Consider the following 18,043-nt stretch of genomic DNA (forward strand, 5'->3'; position numbering starts at 1 on the left):
AGTTTCATTCTGGTTCAACGACTTGAGTCAACTATCTGAGATGAGATGGCTTTGCGAAGGCGCCATTTTTCACGCAATCGGTCAAAAAACAGATATACAACCGGAGTGGTATACAAAGTGAGAAGTTGGCTCACCATCAGGCCACCAACAATCGTGATCCCCAGTGGGAAACGTAATTCTGCACCATCCCCATTGCTCAGTACTAAAGGTAAAGCACCAAACAAGGCCGAAAGCGTCGTCATCATGATCGGACGGAATCGCAATAAACTAGCTTGAAAAATCGCTTCCCGGGCACTGAGTTTGTCGTTTCGTTGAGCTTCAAGGGCAAAATCCACCATGATAATGGCATTTTTCTTGACAATACCAACCAACAGCATAATGCCAATCATGGCGATTAGGCTAAAGGGCGTATTGAACAGTTCCAAAGCCAGTAAAGCCCCTACACCCGCAGAAGGCAGGGTAGAAAGGATGGTCAGAGGATGAATATAACTCTCATAGAGTACACCAAGTACCAGATAAACAGTGACGATGGCGGCCAGAATCACCAATAACTGGGAACGTTCACTCTCTTGAAAATCCTGTGCGGTGCCTGCAAAAGAGCTACGTACTGCTGAAGGAACGCCCAGTTCTGTTATGGTTCTTTCTATTGCACTGATTGCATCAGATAGCGTATAGCCGGGTGCCACATCAAAGGCAATGGTAGAAGAAGCGGAAAGTTCCTGGTGATAAACATCCAATGGTGCATTGGCAGGGCGCCATTGGGCAAAGTAGGAGAGGGGAATGCGTTCTCCTTTGCTATTAATGACAAACATTTTCTCCAATGCACTGGGATCTTGGTTATATTGCGGTGCAACTTCCATGACCACTTTATATTGATTCAAAGGGGCATAAATCGTGGAAACCTGTCTTTGCCCAAAAGCGTTGTTGAGTAAATTATTTGCCTCAGCAACATTGATGCCTAAACGAGCCATCACATCACGATCATAGGTAATCGCTATTTCAGCCCCTTTCGCCTCTTCGTCTTCATCGGCGTTTACATCCACCAATTGAGGCAATTTTTCCAATGCTTTCTTGATGACAGGACTCCATTTACGCAGTTCGTCAAAATCATCCGACAGCAAATTAAACTGATAAGTCGATTTACCGCCTCGTCCTCCACTTCTCAGATCCTGAACAGGAACCAGATATAGACGTGCTCCCGCTTCATTGGTCAGTTTACTTCTTAAGCGGGTGATAACGTGTTGGATACTTTCGCTACGCTCTTTTAATGGCTTTAGCGAAACAAACATAAAGCCCGTATTGATGCTGTCACCACCGGTGAAACCCACGACATTATCCACAGTTGGATCATCATTGACGACTTGCATAAAGCGTTCCACCTTTTTTCGCATAGCCTGAAATGAAATATTTTGATCAGCGACCACAAACCCTAACATTTTCCCCGTATCTTGTTGCGGGAAAAACGTTTTCGGAATGCTGATATAGAGCCAGATATTCAGGCCAATAATGCCGACCAATGCCAACAATACCCAACGAGTATGATTGAGTATCCATTTCAGTGAATGGGCATAGCCCTGCTGAATTCTCAACAATACCTTACCGAATCCCCGTGCCTGCTTCTGGGCATTTTCAGGGGTGGATTTGAGCAGATGTGCACACATCATCGGGGTTAAGGTCAGTGAAATTAACAGCGAAATCCCGATGGCGGTTGCCAGTGTGACAGCAAAATCCCGGAACAATCTGCCGAGTAATTCATCGATCAAGATAAGGGGAATAAATACCGCAATAAGTGACAAGCTCATAGCCAGCACAGTGAACCCGACTTCTCTGGTTCCCTTAAGGGCTGCCTGCATGGGCGTTAAACCCGCATTCAAATGGCGGGAAATATTCTCCAGTACCACAATGGCATCATCAACCACAAATCCGGTGGCAATGGTTAATGCCATCAACGAAAGATTGTTTAAGCTGAAACCACATAAATACATGGCCGTAAAAGTACCAATCAGCGATACCGGAACGGCAATTGCCGGAATCAGCGTAGCCCGGCCAGAACGTAAAAACAGGAACACGACCAGGATCACCAGGGCGACGGCAATGGCTAATGCACGTTCTACTTCTTGCAGAGAAGCATGGATGGTTGGAGAACGATCCTGGGCAACGTTTAACTGAATATTGGCAGGCAAGGAGGCTTGCAGGGCAGGGAGTTGAGCACGAATACGCTGCACGGTTGAGATAATATTTGCACTGGCTTCACGGCGGATAATAAGAACAATGGCCGACTTATTTCCAGACATGCCGGCGGCGCGGGTATCCTCGACCGAATTCTTCACACTGGCAACGTCCTGCAACCTGACAGGTGCCCCATCATGATAATGAACGATAAGTGAACGGTAACTGTCAGGTGTTTTCAATTCATCATTGGTGCGTAGCTGCCAAATTTGGTTATCGGAATCAACATGACCTGTCGGCAATCGGACATTAGCATTATTGATGGCATTACTGACATCGTTAAGAGAAACACCTTGATTGAAGAGGGCATTTGGGTTGAGTTCAACCCGTATAGCCGGTAATGAACTACCGCCAACGCTGACTTTGCTGACGCCTTCTATCTGAGAAATTTTCTGGGCCAATCGGGTGGAAGCAAGATCATACAATTGCCCCTCACTATAATTGTCTGAAGTGAGGGTTAAAATCATGATTGGAGCGCTGGACAGATTCGCTTTATGATAGCTTGGTTTTCTTGGCATACCGGAAGGTAACAAGCTTTGGGCGGCATTGATGGCAGCCTGAACATCCCGGGCTGCACCATTGATATCCCGACTGAGATCAAATTCCAGGTAAATATAAGACGTTCCCAATGAGCTGGCAGAAGACATCTCTTTTACCCCCGCGATCCTGCCTAATGCGCGTTCCAGAGGCGTCGTTACGGAAGAGGCCATCGTTTCTGGTGACGCACCGGGCATGGAAGCCTGAACAGTTATCACGGGAAAATCAACCTGTGGCAGCGGCGATACAGGCAGCAGGACAAAACTGAGCGCACCACACAGGGTAATGGCTAAACTCAGTAATGTTGTGGCAACTGGCCGCTGGGTGAATAGGGCGAAGAATTTCACAGCGGCTCCTGATGATTAACTGAGGATTTATCTGGCCTGATTTGTTTATCTTTCTTATTGTTTTTATTTCGACGGTAGTGTGCTAATTGATCAAACAGCAGATAAATCACGGGAGTTGTGAACAAAGTTAGGATTTGGCTCATAATCAGACCTCCCACCATACTGACCCCTAGCGGCCGGCGCAGCTCTGCACCAATACCGGTGCTCAACATCAGGGGCAATGCGCCCAGCAGTGCTGCCATTGTCGTCATCAATATCGGCCTGAAACGTAACAGGCAGGCTTGGTAAATGGCTTCATAAGGCGTCATTCCTTTTTCCCGCTCTGCGGCCAGGGCAAAATCGATCATCATGATGGCATTTTTCTTGACAATACCAATTAAGAGAATGATCCCAATGATGGCGATAATATCTAGCTCATACCCGCCAGCCATCAGAGCCAACAATGCACCCACCCCGGCGGTAGGCAAGGTTGATAAGATTGTGACAGGGTGAATAAAGCTTTCGTACAAGATACCGAGCACAATATACATGGCGACGACAGCAGCCAAAATCAGCCAGAGGGTATTACTGAGCGCGTCCTGGAACGCCAACGTTGCTCCCTGAAATTGGGTAATGATGTCTTTTGGCATTTGGATCGCTTGTTCTGCCTCTTTGACGGCATTAACAGCTTGTTCAAGGGACGAATCTTTCGCTACGTTGAATGAAAAAATGACAGCGGGAAATTGTTGCAGATGGTCGATAGACAAGTTCCCCAGCCGCTGTTCGACAGTGGCAATAGTTTTAAGAGGGACCATTTTTCCATCAGTACCGGTCAGATAAAGATTGTTTATCGCTTCCAGCCCCGATGAATTCTTCGTATCTTGCTCAAGGATAACGCGATATTGATTTGATTGCGTGTAAATAGTCGAAATCAAGCGTTGGCCGAAAGCGTTATACAACGCATTATCTACGGCGGCCATAGAGATCCCAAAGCGACTGGCCATATCCCTATTCACATCAAGGTAAGCCACTAGCCCCTGATTCTGCCAATTGTTACCGGTATCTATCAATTCTGGCCGTTGTTTCAGGGCATGTTGCAATTTGGGCACCCAGACAGCGAGTTCATCAAGCGAAGCAGCTTGCAACGTAAATTGGTATTGCGTGCGCGAGATCTGAGTATCAATGGTCAAATCCTGGGTGGGTTGCAGGTATAACTTGACGTCGGGGACTTTAGCAATTCGCGCTTGCAGGCGTGGGATCACCTCGTCAATCCTCTCGTCACGCTCTCTGAGTGGTTTCAACGTGATTTGAAGACGGGCATTATTCAATGTTGGATTGCTACCATCGACACCAATAAAGGTGGTGACATTGTCCACAGCCGGATCTTTTAATAACAGAGCCGTAACGTGTCGTTGCTTATCTGCCATTGCATTGAATGAAATAGATTGTGGGGCTTCCAGTGTGCCCTGAATCAGTCCGTTATCTTGCAAGGGAAAGAATCCTTTGGGGATCATGATATAGAGCAGGGCGGTCAGAGCCAACGTACCGAATGCAACACCCAGTGTAATCCAGGGATGATTCAACACCCGTTTCAGGAAGACTGCATATACCGCAATCATGAGTTCAAAGAAGCGTTCGCACGCCTGTTCGAAGCGATTGTGTTTAATATTAGCTTCGGGTTTCAGCATCCTTGCACACATCATCGGCGTTAGCGTCAATGAGACAACGGCAGAAATTAAAATAGCGACAGCAAGGGTGATGGCGAATTCCCTGAATAGCCGACCGACGATATCCCCCATAAACAGCAAGGGGATCAAAACGGCGATTAATGAGAAAGTCAGGGAGATAATCGTAAAGCCGATTTCTCCCGCCCCTTTTAGGGCGGCCGCCAGCGGTTTTTCTCCCTGTTCAATGTAACGGGAAATATTTTCTATTACCACAATAGCATCGTCCACCACAAAGCCGGTTGCGATGGTTAATGCCATTAAAGTGAGGTTATTGACAGAGAAGCCGCAAAAATACATCACGGCAAATGTCCCTACCAGTGAAAGCGGTACGGCAATACTGGGGATCAAGGTTGCGGTGACATTGCGCAAAAACAGATAGATCACCATGACGACCAGCGCAATCGCCAGCAACAGTTCAAATTGAACATCGTTGACTGAATGGCGGATTGAGACGGTACGATCTGTCAGCATTTCCACATTGACTGATTTGGGCAGGCTGTTGATCAATTCCGGCAACATGACGCGGATATTATCCGTAGTCTCAATAACATTAGCTCCAGGCTGGCGCTGAACATTGATAACGATGGCAGGTTTTTCATTTGCCCATGCGCCCAATTTGTTATTCTCCACTCCCTGTTCAATGGTGGCGACATCACGCAAGCGAATCGGCGCATTATTTTTATAAGCCACGATTAAATTGCGGTAATCATCGATAGATTTCATTTGATCGTTGGAGGATATGGTGATGGAGCGAGTGGGTCCGTCAAAACTGCCTTTTGCCGAATTCACATTGGCTTTCATGATGGCAGAACGGATAACGTCGCTGTCTAATCCTTGGGCAGCCAAAGCCTGTGCGTTCAATTTCACGCGCACAGCGGGACGTTGCCCGCCCGCTAAGGTCACCAAACCGACACCACTGACTTGGGAAATACGCTGGGATATGCGTGTTTCTACCATATCTTGTACCTGACTCATCGGCAGGGCATCAGAGGTTACGGCCAGCGTCAATATAGGCGGATCAGCCGGATTAACTTTGCTGTAAATGGGGGGATACGGCAGATCATCGGGCAACAGATTACTGGCTGAATTGATCGCCGCCTGTACGTCTTGTTCAGCCACATCCAGGGGCAGTGAGAGCTGGAATACCAACGTGATAACAGACGCTCCACCGGAACTTCTGGATGACATTTGTTTTAAGCCGGACATCTGACCAAATTGGCGTTCCAGCGGTGCAGTGACAGCGGATGTCATCACATCTGGATTGGCACCAGGATACAGTGTCACCACCTGAATAGTTGGATAATCCACTTGCGGCAATGCAGAAACTGGCAGCATCCGGTAACCCATTAGCCCGGCCAGCAAGATCGCAATCATAAACAGTGTCGTGGCAACAGGGCGCAGGATAAACAGGCGGGATGGCCCTCCGCCGGTCATTGGAGAATCAGATTGCATCAGGAGTTCCCCGTCTTACCGTTTGATTGCTCTGGATTTTTCTTATTTTTATCTGTATCAAGTGCTTCGATTGTCAAAGGGTTGACAATCTCAACCCTGGCACCTTCGGTCAGGTTGTCAATGCCATCCGTGACGACATGCTCACCTGCTGACAGCCCGCTATTGATGACCGCTAATTGACTATCTTGCAGACCTGCAACGACCTTGTGTTTACTAACCTTGTTCTCTTTATCCACTTTCCAGACGAAATGACCGCTATTTCCCATTTGTAATCCAGCCGTAGGGATCACGACGACATCATTCAACGTATTGACTTTCATCTGAATATTGACGAATTGATTAGGAAACAACACATTATCTTGATTATTGAATTGAGCCTTCATCTTGATCGTGCCAGTCGTCACATCAATTTGATTATCGATACTAGTGAGTTTTCCTTGTGCCAACGGCTGCTGATTATTGCGATCCCATGCAATGACAACCACATTTTTGTGATTTTTTTGCGCCTTTAACACCGCATCAATATCGTTTTCAGGCAGGGAGAACACGATATCAATAGGATCGACTTGCGTAATAACGACGATTGGCGTTGCTCCGCCACCAGATACGTAGTTGCCGGTATCAATGCGTTTTAATCCGACGCGACCGGAAATCGGGGCTGTAATACGGCTATATGTCAATTGCAGTTTGGCTTCGTCAATATCTGCCTGGTCGGCCTGTAAGCTGGCTTCGTTCTGGCGAACCAAAGAAATTTGTTTATCCAGATCTTGCTGAGAGATAAGTTTATTTTTCGCTAATTGCTGAAAACGGAGCAAATCCTGTTTAGTGTTAGCGAGTGTTGCTTGATCTTTGGCATATTGTCCCTGTGCTCTTGCAAGTTTGACTTGAAAAGAACGGGGATCGATTTCTGCCAGCAAATCCCCTTTTTTGACGTATTGACCCTCATTAAAATGCAGGGCGATTAACTGACCTTCCGCCTGGCTGGTGACAGTGACGGTATTGGCCGCCAGAACCGTTCCTAATCCTCCTAAGTAATGGGGTATCGATTTGATTTCAGCCGTCGCTACTTGCACTGGTGGTTGAGCGGGGTTAGGTTTTGATTCTGCATTCTGAGAGTCACCGGCTGATGAAGGTACGTTGAAGTATTTCCACGCAAAGAAAATGGCTCCGACGATCACGGCTAGCACTGCAGTGAGTTGGAAAAAATAGGAACGGCTTTTATTATTCATTTGCTCGACATTCTCTTAGTGTTATGGCGGTAACCAATCATGCGGCATCTTATGCTAAATCAGATGCAAGAATATATTATTAGTGTAACCAACAGGAATTCGTCAATAATGAAGAAAATGTGGAGGTTGTGTCAAAAAGATAATGTTTCTGGTAGTGATTTTTCATGGTATTTGTGATGGGGTATCCAAATAGAGCGCGGGCGAGGCCTTATATTTCCCCGCTGTGCAGGGAAATATAACACGCATCTTGAAGTTGGATTGGTATACAGTGTTTGGGACGACAGAGTGTATTAATAATTAAAAAACGCCGATGCAATTATCGGCATTTATGCAAACTTAATTAAACCAAAAATAATGTTGCTAATCCTAAAAAAATAAAGAAACCGCCTGTATCGGTAATGGCAGTAATCATGACACTGGAGCCGATGGCGGGATCTCTTCCCAGTTTCATCATAATAAATGGGATCAAAACGCCCATCAGCGCGGCCATCAGCAGGTTTAATATCATGGCCATTGTCATGACGCCTCCCATAGCAAGATCACCATAGAGCAGATAAGTAATCACGCCCATCAGCCCACCCCAGATGATGCCGTTGATAAAGGCAACGCCAAATTCCCTTAATAGCAGGTAAGAAAACCCCCCTGTCTGGATTTGATGGAGCGCAAGTGCACGGACGATCATGGTGATAGTTTGGTTACCGGTATTGCCGCCGATACCTGCCACGATGGGCATTAAGGTCGCAAGTGCAACGAGCTGGGAAATGGTATGCTCAAAAAGCCCGATAACCCTTGATGCCACAAAAGCGGTACACAAATTGATGGCAAGCCATGTCCAGCGGGTTTTGACAGCCTGGCCAACCGGCGCAAAAACATCTTCTTCGCGGCTTAAGCCTCCCATGCGGCGAATATTGGTATCCGTTTCTTCACTCAAGGTATCAACAATATCTTCAACAGTCAGGCGCCCCATCAGACGCCCGTTGTTGTCTACCACGGCGGCAGAAATCAGATCATAACGTTCAAATGCGCTGGCGGCATCTTCACCTTTTTGCTCCGGTAAGAAAGTCACGGTATCCGTATTCATGACTTCGGAAACTAATTTATCCGGTACGCTGATCAGCAAAGTGGTAAGTGGCAGCTCTCCCTGTAGACGATTTTTGCGGTCAATAACAAAGATCTTATCTGTTGTTTCAGGGATGGCGTCTCGGGAACGTAAAAAGCGCTGCACGGTGCCGAGTGTAACATTGCTTCGTACTGTCACGAACTCGAAATCCATCATTTGGCCGATACTGTCTTTGTGGTACTGCAAGACTTCTCGGATACGATTGCGCTGGCCCGGCTCTAAATAAGTCAGCAAGCGTCGGGTGGTATCACGGGGAAGATGTTCTGCAATATAGGCTTGTTCATCGACGTGCAGTTTACCGATGGCACGTAACAGCTCAACGTCAGTCATATCCTTGATTAGGTTATCCCAAACGGGAATGGAGGCTTCTACCAGCACCTCACCGCGCTGGTTATTGTCGATCAGGCGCCATAAAGCGAGACGTTCATCATAAGGTAAGGCTTCCAAAATATCGGCAATATCGGCGGTATGCAGGCTGGTTAGCAGTGCACTGACTTCCTCTATTTTTTCCAATAACTTTTTGTCACTGATTGCTGAATGTTCATCAGCCTGTCCTAATAATGTATCGACAAAGAGCTTATCGTGGTTGAATAGAGAAAGCAGCCGCTGACGAATATGTGCCAGTTTTTGGGAGTGCTGGCTGGCAACAGTTGAGTTATCAGGTGTAAAGGTTGGTTGTGACATAGTAAACCTTTAAGGCAGAAAATAGGGCTAACAACCGGCGATTGCAATAATATCGCCATAAATTTAACAGCTATTGGGTATGATATTCTGTTGTCGAACCCCGTAAGGGCGTCACCAATTGCTGCTGAGTTTGCTGATGATGCTCTAATGCTGCCATAAATGAATAGATAAAGCGTCCAAAGAAAATAAAGAAGCTGATAAACAGAACCAATTTTATAATTTGAACAGTTTGCTTTTTCTTTTTCATCACGCAATATCGTTAAGTTGATTCCTCTGCAATGTGTAAGTGCCAGCCAGCCACATCATCCCAGTAGCTTTGCTCTTGCTCCAAATCGAGCAACACAAGCGCATTTTGTTTTAGATAGTTTTTAGGTAAGTAGAGCGTCCAATGATGATGATCAGTTTTTAGCCTTAGTGTATCCGGTGTTGTAGTCGCCTGGCGTTGGTTATTCAACAAGGTTGCCAATCGCAATATCTTAAGCATGGGAAGATACTGTTTTTTCTTAAACAGATAGAAGCGGGGATGCTCATGGACTTTAACCGCTTTGCGATGATAACGAACCAGTGTTGCCAGCAACGATTGCTGCTCTTGGGTAAACCCCGGTAGATCGGTATTTTGCAGGATGTAAGCTGAATGCCGTTGCAGACCACTCAGATTGATGCTTAAACCGACTTCATGCAGCATGGCCGCCCACAGCAGAATAGATTCCAGTTGTGGATGTACGCGTTTGGGATGTTGTTCTGACCATTGGTCATAAAGATTTTTGGCGGTATTCCAAACGCGTGCTGCTTGTTCTCGATCGATATTATAGTGTTCGGCAAGACTCTTGGCCGTTCGTTGACGAATATCCTGATGGCGGAAACGATCTTCCATTTCATACAGCACACCTTCCCGCAATGCACCATGAGACAAGCGTAATTCTTGAATATGCAAAGCATCAAAAATACCGCACAAGATTGATAACCCGGGAACAAACGTTTGTTTACGGTCATTAGATAATCCCGGCAATGCCAGCGTATTGAAATTTTTGTATTTCAGGACACGTTTCACCAGCATGTTTAGGCGCTCTGGGGTAATCAGTCCATCTTTTTCACCCAGCTCGACCAACTGTTCGTGTATTGCCTTGATCGTTCCCGATGCACCTAAAGCAAAATCCCAGCCTTTTGTCCGAAATTGCCAGACGAGATTTTCCAATTTTTGTGCCGCCTGGAGTCGTGCCTTGCGAAAATTATGCTCATTAATGATACCGTCCGGAAAGAATTGGCGAGAAAAACTGACGCAACCCATACGGCGGCTTTCAATCAACAGCGGTTCAAAGTCTTCACCAATGACCAATTCCGTTGAGCCACCGCCAATATCAATCACCAATTTCCGGCCTTTTTCCGGTTGTGTATGCTCAACGCCCATGAAAATCAGGCGAGCTTCTTCATGACCAGAGATAATTTCAATGGAATAGGGGATAACTTCTTTTGCCTGTTGCAGAAATTCTTGTACGTTGGTCGCTTCACGTAAACTATGCGTTCCCACCAAACAGACATTACTTGCGGGAAAACCCTGCAACCGTTCAGCAAACAGAGCGAGGCATTTCAGGCCACGGTTTATGGCATCTGCGCTTAACTCATTTTTACTGTTTAGCCCATCGGCAAGATAAACCCGTTTCTTTAAACGCCCGATAACCTGTAATGCACCGTTGACGATACGGGCGATGACCATGTGAAAGCTATTGGAACCCAAATCAATAGTGGCAATTTCTTGCGGTTTGGGCATTGGCGTGTTGTGTTTCAACGGCATAGATCAGGCTCTTGATTCCGGTTGTTCAAGGTTTTTCAAATAATCATAAACAGCAAGCTGTGCGCGGATTTTACGCTTATTTCCTCGCGGAACATAGCGATTGCTCAATTCCTTATCAATATATCGTGCCTTGACGGTATCACTGAATTGTAGTTCAAGAATATCCATAACTTGTTGTTTTAGTCTGGGGTCGAGCAGACAAACGGCCACTTCAATGCGATAGTCAATGTTACGGGTCATCCAGTCGGCCGAAGAAAGGAAAACTTTTTCATTGCCTTTGTTGATGAAAACATAAACGCGATCATGTTCCAGAAAACGATCCACAATACTGGTGACTTGAATGTTTTCACTAAAGCCAGGTTGATTGGGAACTAAAGAGCACATTCCGCGCACCAGAATGCGGATCTTGACGCCCGCTTCCGAGGCATCATACAGGCGGTCCACCAATTCCTTATCTACCAGATTATTAATTTTCAGCGTGATGCCAGCTAATTCACCGGCTCGTGCATTTTCGATTTCCTGGGTAATCAGTTGATTGAGCATAGCCCGCGAATTTTGCGGCGATACCATTAAATTATCAAATGTGACGGGCCGATAAGGGTTTTCAATAAAGTTAAATACTCGGCGAACTTCATTAGTAACTTCAGGGTTGGCGGTCAGCAGAGAATAATCGGTATAGAGCCGCGCTGTTTTTTCGTTGAAATTTCCTGTACCAATATGGGCATAACGGATAATTTCTTCCCCTTCCAGACGCGAAATGATGAAGAGTTTTGCGTGAATTTTCAGGCCAAGGGCGGAGAAGATAACATGTACACCGGCTTCAGTGAGGCGTTTTGCCCAATGAATATTGGCTTCTTCGTCAAAACGTGCCTGTAACTCGACCACGACAGTCACTTTCTTGCCGTTGTATGCGGCGTGGATCATGGAGTCAATAATGCGAGAGTCTTTTGCGACGCGGTAGATATTAATCTTAATCGAGAGCACACTGGGGTCGAAAGAAGCCTGACGTAGCAATTCCAGCACATGTTCGAATGTGTGATAAGGATAATAAAGCAGAACATCTCTTTCACGGATAGCGTCGAATCCGTTGCGGAAATGGTCGAACCAGGTATGGCGCAGTCGTGGCGTGGGTTTATTCTGGAGATTCCGATTGCCTTCATTGGGAAATTTGATGAAATCTTTAAAGTTATGATAACGGCCACCTGCAATCACCGAGTCATCATTGGATAATCCCAGCTTGCTCCGCAGTAGTTCCACCATTTCATCAGGCATATCACGCTGATAAACAAACCGTACAGGCTCCGCCGTCAGTCTCTGTTTCAGTGTAGAAGACATCAGTTCCAGCAGGCTGGATTCCATCTCTGTTGCCAGATCATATTCGGAATCACGGGTCATTTTCATCGAATAGACGTTTAAGGTATCGTAATCGAAAAATCCTTTGAAAATTTCATCCAGCGTGTAACGCAGAATATTATCAAGTAATATCATTGACTTGCGTTTTTTTGGCATCTCTGGAGGCAAGTTGACGAAACGCGGGACTTTATCTGATGGAATTTCCAACAAAGCATATTGTGTTTCTTGCCCTTGGATAATTTCAACAGCCAAATAGGTGTAATCATCCTTGAGAAATTCAACCAAATTAGTTTCTGGGTTGATGACGATTGGCGTGATATGTGGCCGCAAATGCTGGCGAAAATATTGCCGCATCCAGATCTGTTGATTCGGGGATATCTGCCGTTCATTGATCAAGAAAATCTGGTTACGTGCCATTTCCAGCAGTAAATCGTTATAGAGAGCATCGAACTCTTGATCGATTTTGGCAACCTTAGTCTGAATCTTTTTCAACAATTGGCGGGCAGCGGTGGCTGAACCCCGCTCTTCACTGATAAGAATACGCCGCTTTACATCAGCAAAGCGTACTTTATAAAACTCATCTAAGTTGTTGGAGTAGATCCCTAAAAACCTCATTCTTTCAATCAGCGGGTTACTTTTGTCAGCCGCTTCCTGAAGTACACGTTCGTTGAAAGAGAGCCAACTGAGTTCTTTCTCGTTATAAAGACGATCGTGGGACATTACTACTCCTTTCAACTCCATTGGGTTTTCCACTTAGTTTAATGGCTGGCGTTTAATGAGTCGATGTTGCTGATTTGGGTTTTACGGGTTTTCCTGGCGAAATAGTGGTGCTGGAAAGTACACATCCTGATAGCGGTATGATAAGAGCCGTTTACAAAAAACTCATCGATTAATTCACCTTCAGTATGGAATCCCAATTTATTGTAGATATGAATTGCTTTCGTATTCTCTTTATCAACAACCAGATACAGTTTGTAAAGATTTAAGACAGCAAAAGCGTATTCCATCGCAAGTTTGACGGCTACCGCTGCGTAACCTTGTCCTTGATAAGCCGGAGCGATGATAATCTGAAATTCCGCACGACGGTGGACATAATCAATCTCGACCAGCTCCACCAAACCGACTTTGGAATTCAGGCTTTCGATAATAAAACGGCGCTCACGTTGGTCATGTATATGCTTGTCATAGAGGTCGCATAATTCAACAAAGGCTTCATAAGGCTCTTCAAACCAGTAGCGCATAATACTGGCGTTATTATCGAGTTGATGAACAAAAGGAAGATCTTCTCGTTCAAGAGGACGTAAATTTACCGATGGATTTTCCGAACCACTGGACATTGGATACCTCAGTGTTTTGTAGTGAAATCGATAGGGTATAAATATATTTGATATTGAATAAATAATTATTGCCAGATAAATCAATCCAAAATAGCAACTTACAGCAAAGTCTTACTGGAATATAGCACTTAAAAAACATTATAACAAAATCCGCTAACACAGAGCCGTAAGTTGAAGTCAGCAGGTTAATTATTCTGATGCGTAACCCTGTGGAGGCAGGATCTTGCCATCCATAATGGCGTTACTGCCTTCCATAACCAAACGTTGCTCTAAAAACCAGCCGATGACCAAAGGATAAATACGGTGTTCCTGAGTTTGTACACGCCCGATGATTTCGGCTTCTTTATCTCCCGCAAAAATCGGTACTTTAGCTTGTAAAATAATAGGGCCGCCATCCAATTTTTCAGTAACAAAATGGACGGACGTACCATGTTCTTTATCCCCATTTTCAATGGCCTTCCGATGGGTATGCAGGCCGGGATATTTAGGCAAGAGGGAAGGATGAATATTGAGCAGACGCCCATAGTAGTGCTGGACAAATTCGGGCGATAAGATTTTCATATAACCGGCTAAGACCACTAAATCGGGAGCGTATTGATCAATAGCGCTGAGTAGGGCGATATCATAACTTGTACGATCTGCATAAGTTTTCGGGTTGATAAAGTGGGCAGGGATATCTGCTTGTTCAGCACGTTGCAGGCCATAGGCATCAGCATTATTACTGAAAACCGCAGCAATATATCCATTAATTCGGTTTTGCTGGCAGGCGTCAATAATGGATTGAAGATTGCTGCCATTGCCGGAGACTAAAACGACAATTTTTTTCATAACGGGTTTTCACTGAAGAAATTCATTGATTAATATGCACTTCATTTTTTCAAGCTACAGCTTTATTGGCTGTAACTTGAAATCAATCAGACAAGCTATTTATTTTGTAATAGCTTATTTTGTAATAGCTTATTTTGTAATAGCTTATTTTATAATAACGACAGGTTGCTCATCGGCATTAATTTCAGCAATTGTTCCAATTTGCCATGCATTTTCGCCTGACGCAGTCAGATACGAAATCGCTTGTTCTGCCTGAGACTGAGGAAGTGCGATTATCATACCGACTCCGCAGTTAAATGTGCGGTACATTTCATGCTCGCTGACATTACCGGCTTGCTGTAACCAGGTAAAAATCGCCGGCCATTGCCAACTGTCAGCTTTAATTCTGGCCTGCCTATTTTCTGGCAGAACACGTGGAATATTTTCCCAGAAGCCGCCGCCGGTCAGATGTGCAATCGCATGAACATCCACTTTTTCAATCAGCGCCAGAATGGATTTGACGTAAATTTGGGTTGGGGCAAGTAAGTGATCGGCGAGTGGTTTTCCTTCAAGTTCGGTAGCCTCTGGATCTGTCTGACTTACCTCGAGAATTTTACGGATTAAAGAATAACCATTGGAGTGCGGCCCGCTGGATGCAAGTGCAATCAGGGCATCACCGGTCTGAACCTGACTGCCGTCAATAATTGCCGATTTTTCAACAACACCAACGCAAAAACCCGCGACATCATAATCTTCACCGTGATACATGCCGGGCATTTCTGCCGTTTCACCACCGACTAATGCACAGCCTGCTTGTTTGCAGCCTTCTGCTATGCCCGTGATGACACTGGCGGCTGTGTCGACATCCAGTTTGCCGGTAGCATAGTAATCAAGGAAGAAAAGAGGTTCGGCACCTTGTACAACCAGATCATTGACACACATAGCGACCAAATCAATTCCGATCGTGTCATGGCGTTTCAAGTCCATGGCCAGACGCAGTTTAGTCCCCACGCCATCTGTACCGGAAACTAACACCGGTTCTCGATATTTCTGTGGCAGGGCACATAATGCACCGAAACCACCTAATCCTCCCATCACTTCGGGGCGACGGGTCTGTTTTACGACACCTTTGATACGATTGACTAAGACATTACCGGCATCAATATCGACACCAGCATCTTTATAGCTAAGAGAGGTTTTGTTGGTCACTGCGTAGCTCCCAGGCGGTTGCATTTTTATAAATAAAACAGAACGGCGACAATTCTAACAGCCTAAGCAAACGTTTGCGATAGCTTTATATCGGTTTCCTGTTAGGTCGGGATCGAAGAAAATAACGCGTTAGTGATAAAAATTAATAGATTGGTAGTGGTTTGATACCGAAAAGGAGTTATAATCCCGCGATTTTTTTATCTGCCGGCTATTAGGAGAAACCCATGAAAATCGTTGAGGTTAAACACCCGCTAGTTAAACATAAACTTGGCCTGATGCGAGATCATGATATCAGCACCAAACGCTTTCGTGAACTGGCTTCAGAGGTGGGGAGTCTTCTGACATATGAAGCAACTGCTGATTTGGCAGTCGAGAAAGTGACCATTGACGGATGGTGTGGTCCGGTAGAGATAGATCAGATTAAAGGAAAAAAAATTACGGTAGTCCCTATCCTGCGGGCGGGCCTGGGTATGATGGATGGTGTACTGGAAAATATCCCTAGTGCACGAATCAGTGTTGTTGGTGTATATCGTGATGAAGAAACCCTTGAACCCGTGCCTTATTTTCAGAAATTAGTCTCCGATATTAATGAACGCATGGCATTAGTGGTTGATCCGATGTTGGCAACCGGTGGCTCCATGATCGCTACCATTGATTTGTTGAAAAAAAGCGGGATGCTCTGCCATTAAGGTATTAGTTTTGGTTGCTGCGCCGGAAGGGATCGCAGCACTGGAGAAGGCTCACCCTGATGTTGAACTGTATACCGCTTCAATTGATAACTATCTCAATGAAGATGGCTACATCGTCCCGGGTTTAGGGGATGCGGGTGATAAAATATTTGGCACCAAATAACATTGATAGCCGGCTAATAAGTCGGCTTTTTTGGGTTTCTGGCAAGGTGATATAAGATATAAGAGGATATCAATAATGACCCGTCGGACTATTGGCGTAGAAGAAAGACCGCCTTTGGCACAGATTATTCCTTTAAGTTTGCAGCATCTGTTTGCCATGTTTGGTGCAACCGTTTTGGTTCCCATTTTGTTTAAAGTAAATCCCGCGACAATTTTGTTATTCAATGGCATCGGAACATTGCTGTATTTATTCATTTGCAAAGGAAGAATTCCGGCTTACTTAGGTTCCAGTTTTGCTTTTATTTCTCCTGTATTGTTATTACTGCCTCTGGGATATGAATTGGCATTGGGGGGATTTATTGTCTGTGGTTTGCTGTTTTGTCTGGTGGCCCTGATTGTTAAAGTTGCAGGAAGGGGATGGATCAATGCAATGTTTCCACCGGCCGCGATGGGAGCGATTGTTGCCGTGATCGGCCTGGAATTGGCAGGTGTTGCTGCTGATATGGCGGGATTGCGTCCAGCGGCAGACACTGAAATGAATCTGACCAACCTGACCATATCTATGGTGACGTTAGGTGTGACCATCTTGGGATCGGTGATATTCCGTGGTTTTATGGCGATTATTCCGATTCTGACGGGTGTTTTAGTCGGGTATGCGCTGTCATTTTTTATGGGCGTTGTAGATTTAACGCCAGTCCGTGAAGCACCGTGGTTTGCATTACCGACGTTCTATACGCCGCGTTTTGAATGGTTTGCCATGATGACAATTTTACCTGCGGCGCTGGTGGTTATTGCTGAGCACGTCGGGCATTTAGTGGTAACAGCCAATATTGTGCAGAAAGATTTATTTAAAAACCCCGGTCTGCATCGTTCAATGTTTGCCAATGGTTTTTCAACGATAATTTCGGGTTTCTTTGGTTCAACACCTAACACGACTTATGGTGAAAATATTGGTGTTATGGCGCTGACCCGTGTGTACAGTACATGGGTGATTGGTGGTGCTGCGATAATGGCAATATTGCTTTCTTGTGTCGGTAAATTGTCGGCCGCGATCCAGATGATCCCAGTTCCTGTAATGGGCGGTGTTTCCCTGTTATTGTATGGTGTCATTGGGGCATCAGGTATTCGAGTTTTGATTGATGCGAAGGTGGATTACAGTAAGGCACAAAACCTGATCCTGACTTCCATTATTTTGATTATTGGTGTCAGCGGAGCGAAAATTCAGATCGGTGCGGTAGAATTAAAAGGTATGGCGCTTGCAACGGTTGTGGGGATTGGTTTAAGCCTGTTTTTTAAACTGCTCAACTTTATCCGCCCAGAAGAGCCGTATATTAACTCTTCTGTGGAATCAATCAGAAATGATAAGAAGAGTGAAGTAGTAGAATAAAAT

General features: G+C 45.4%; 11 protein-coding genes and 1 pseudogene. 2 read left to right on the forward strand and 10 right to left on the reverse strand.

Features of this window, described 5'->3' with window-relative positions:
* Positions 1 to 14: 14 nt before the first annotated feature.
* The 10 genes from mdtC to purM all read right to left on the reverse strand — a co-directional run bounded on the left by mdtC (position 15) and on the right by purM (position 15,802).
* On the reverse strand, positions 15 to 3,113 hold the full coding sequence (mdtC, locus tag PXH59_RS03060) for a multidrug efflux RND transporter permease subunit MdtC (protein ID WP_285810296.1): 3,099 nt from the start codon (positions 3,111 to 3,113) through the stop codon (positions 15 to 17).
* Positions 3,110 to 6,271, reverse strand: a complete 3,162-nt coding sequence (locus PXH59_RS03065) for an MdtB/MuxB family multidrug efflux RND transporter permease subunit (RefSeq protein ID WP_285810297.1) — start codon at positions 6,269 to 6,271, stop codon at positions 3,110 to 3,112. Before PXH59_RS03065 ends, mdtC begins: the two co-directional genes overlap by 4 nt.
* Entirely contained in the window at positions 6,271 to 7,500 is a 1,230-nt protein-coding gene (locus PXH59_RS03070) for an MdtA/MuxA family multidrug efflux RND transporter periplasmic adaptor subunit (RefSeq protein WP_047767444.1), read from the reverse strand. The genes PXH59_RS03065 and PXH59_RS03070 overlap by 1 nt, the downstream gene beginning before the upstream one ends.
* Before the next feature lie 340 nt (positions 7,501 to 7,840).
* Positions 7,841 to 9,304, reverse strand: a complete 1,464-nt coding sequence (mgtE, locus tag PXH59_RS03075; protein WP_285810298.1) for a magnesium transporter — start codon at positions 9,302 to 9,304, stop codon at positions 7,841 to 7,843.
* A gap of 70 nt (positions 9,305 to 9,374) precedes the next feature.
* The gene (locus PXH59_RS03080) at positions 9,375 to 9,551 is read right to left on the reverse strand and encodes a YfgG family protein (RefSeq protein WP_285810299.1); all 177 of its coding nucleotides are present in this window, start codon (positions 9,549 to 9,551) and stop codon (positions 9,375 to 9,377) included.
* A gap of 12 nt (positions 9,552 to 9,563) precedes the next feature.
* Positions 9,564 to 11,096, reverse strand: coding sequence for an exopolyphosphatase (ppx, locus tag PXH59_RS03085; protein ID WP_047767447.1), 1,533 nt, complete (start codon positions 11,094 to 11,096; stop codon positions 9,564 to 9,566).
* Between the two features lie 3 nt (positions 11,097 to 11,099).
* Positions 11,100 to 13,169 (reverse strand): polyphosphate kinase 1, encoded by a 2,070-nt coding sequence (gene ppk1, locus PXH59_RS03090; protein ID WP_047767449.1) that lies wholly within the window; start codon positions 13,167 to 13,169, stop codon positions 11,100 to 11,102.
* A 38-nt stretch (positions 13,170 to 13,207) separates the two neighbouring features.
* The gene (speG, locus tag PXH59_RS03095) at positions 13,208 to 13,786 is read right to left on the reverse strand and encodes a spermidine N1-acetyltransferase (RefSeq protein ID WP_285810300.1); all 579 of its coding nucleotides are present in this window, start codon (positions 13,784 to 13,786) and stop codon (positions 13,208 to 13,210) included.
* A gap of 189 nt (positions 13,787 to 13,975) precedes the next feature.
* Positions 13,976 to 14,614: a phosphoribosylglycinamide formyltransferase gene (gene purN, locus PXH59_RS03100; RefSeq protein WP_285810301.1), complete on the reverse strand. Its 639-nt coding sequence runs from the start codon at positions 14,612 to 14,614 to the stop codon at positions 13,976 to 13,978.
* A gap of 144 nt (positions 14,615 to 14,758) precedes the next feature.
* Positions 14,759 to 15,802: a phosphoribosylformylglycinamidine cyclo-ligase gene (purM, locus tag PXH59_RS03105; protein WP_285810302.1), complete on the reverse strand. Its 1,044-nt coding sequence runs from the start codon at positions 15,800 to 15,802 to the stop codon at positions 14,759 to 14,761.
* 224 nt (positions 15,803 to 16,026) lie between these two features.
* Between purM and upp the strand changes: the two are divergent.
* Together upp and uraA are read left to right on the forward strand one after the other, a co-directional pair.
* Positions 16,027 to 16,654 (forward strand): annotated as a pseudogene (gene upp / locus PXH59_RS03110) (uracil phosphoribosyltransferase).
* Between the two features lie 75 nt (positions 16,655 to 16,729).
* On the forward strand, positions 16,730 to 18,040 hold the full coding sequence (gene uraA / locus PXH59_RS03115) for a uracil permease (protein WP_285810303.1): 1,311 nt from the start codon (positions 16,730 to 16,732) through the stop codon (positions 18,038 to 18,040).
* Positions 18,041 to 18,043 lie beyond the last annotated feature (3 nt).

Source organism: Xenorhabdus bakwenae, from assembly GCF_030272115.1.
Taxonomy (GTDB): domain Bacteria; phylum Pseudomonadota; class Gammaproteobacteria; order Enterobacterales; family Enterobacteriaceae; genus Xenorhabdus; species Xenorhabdus bakwenae.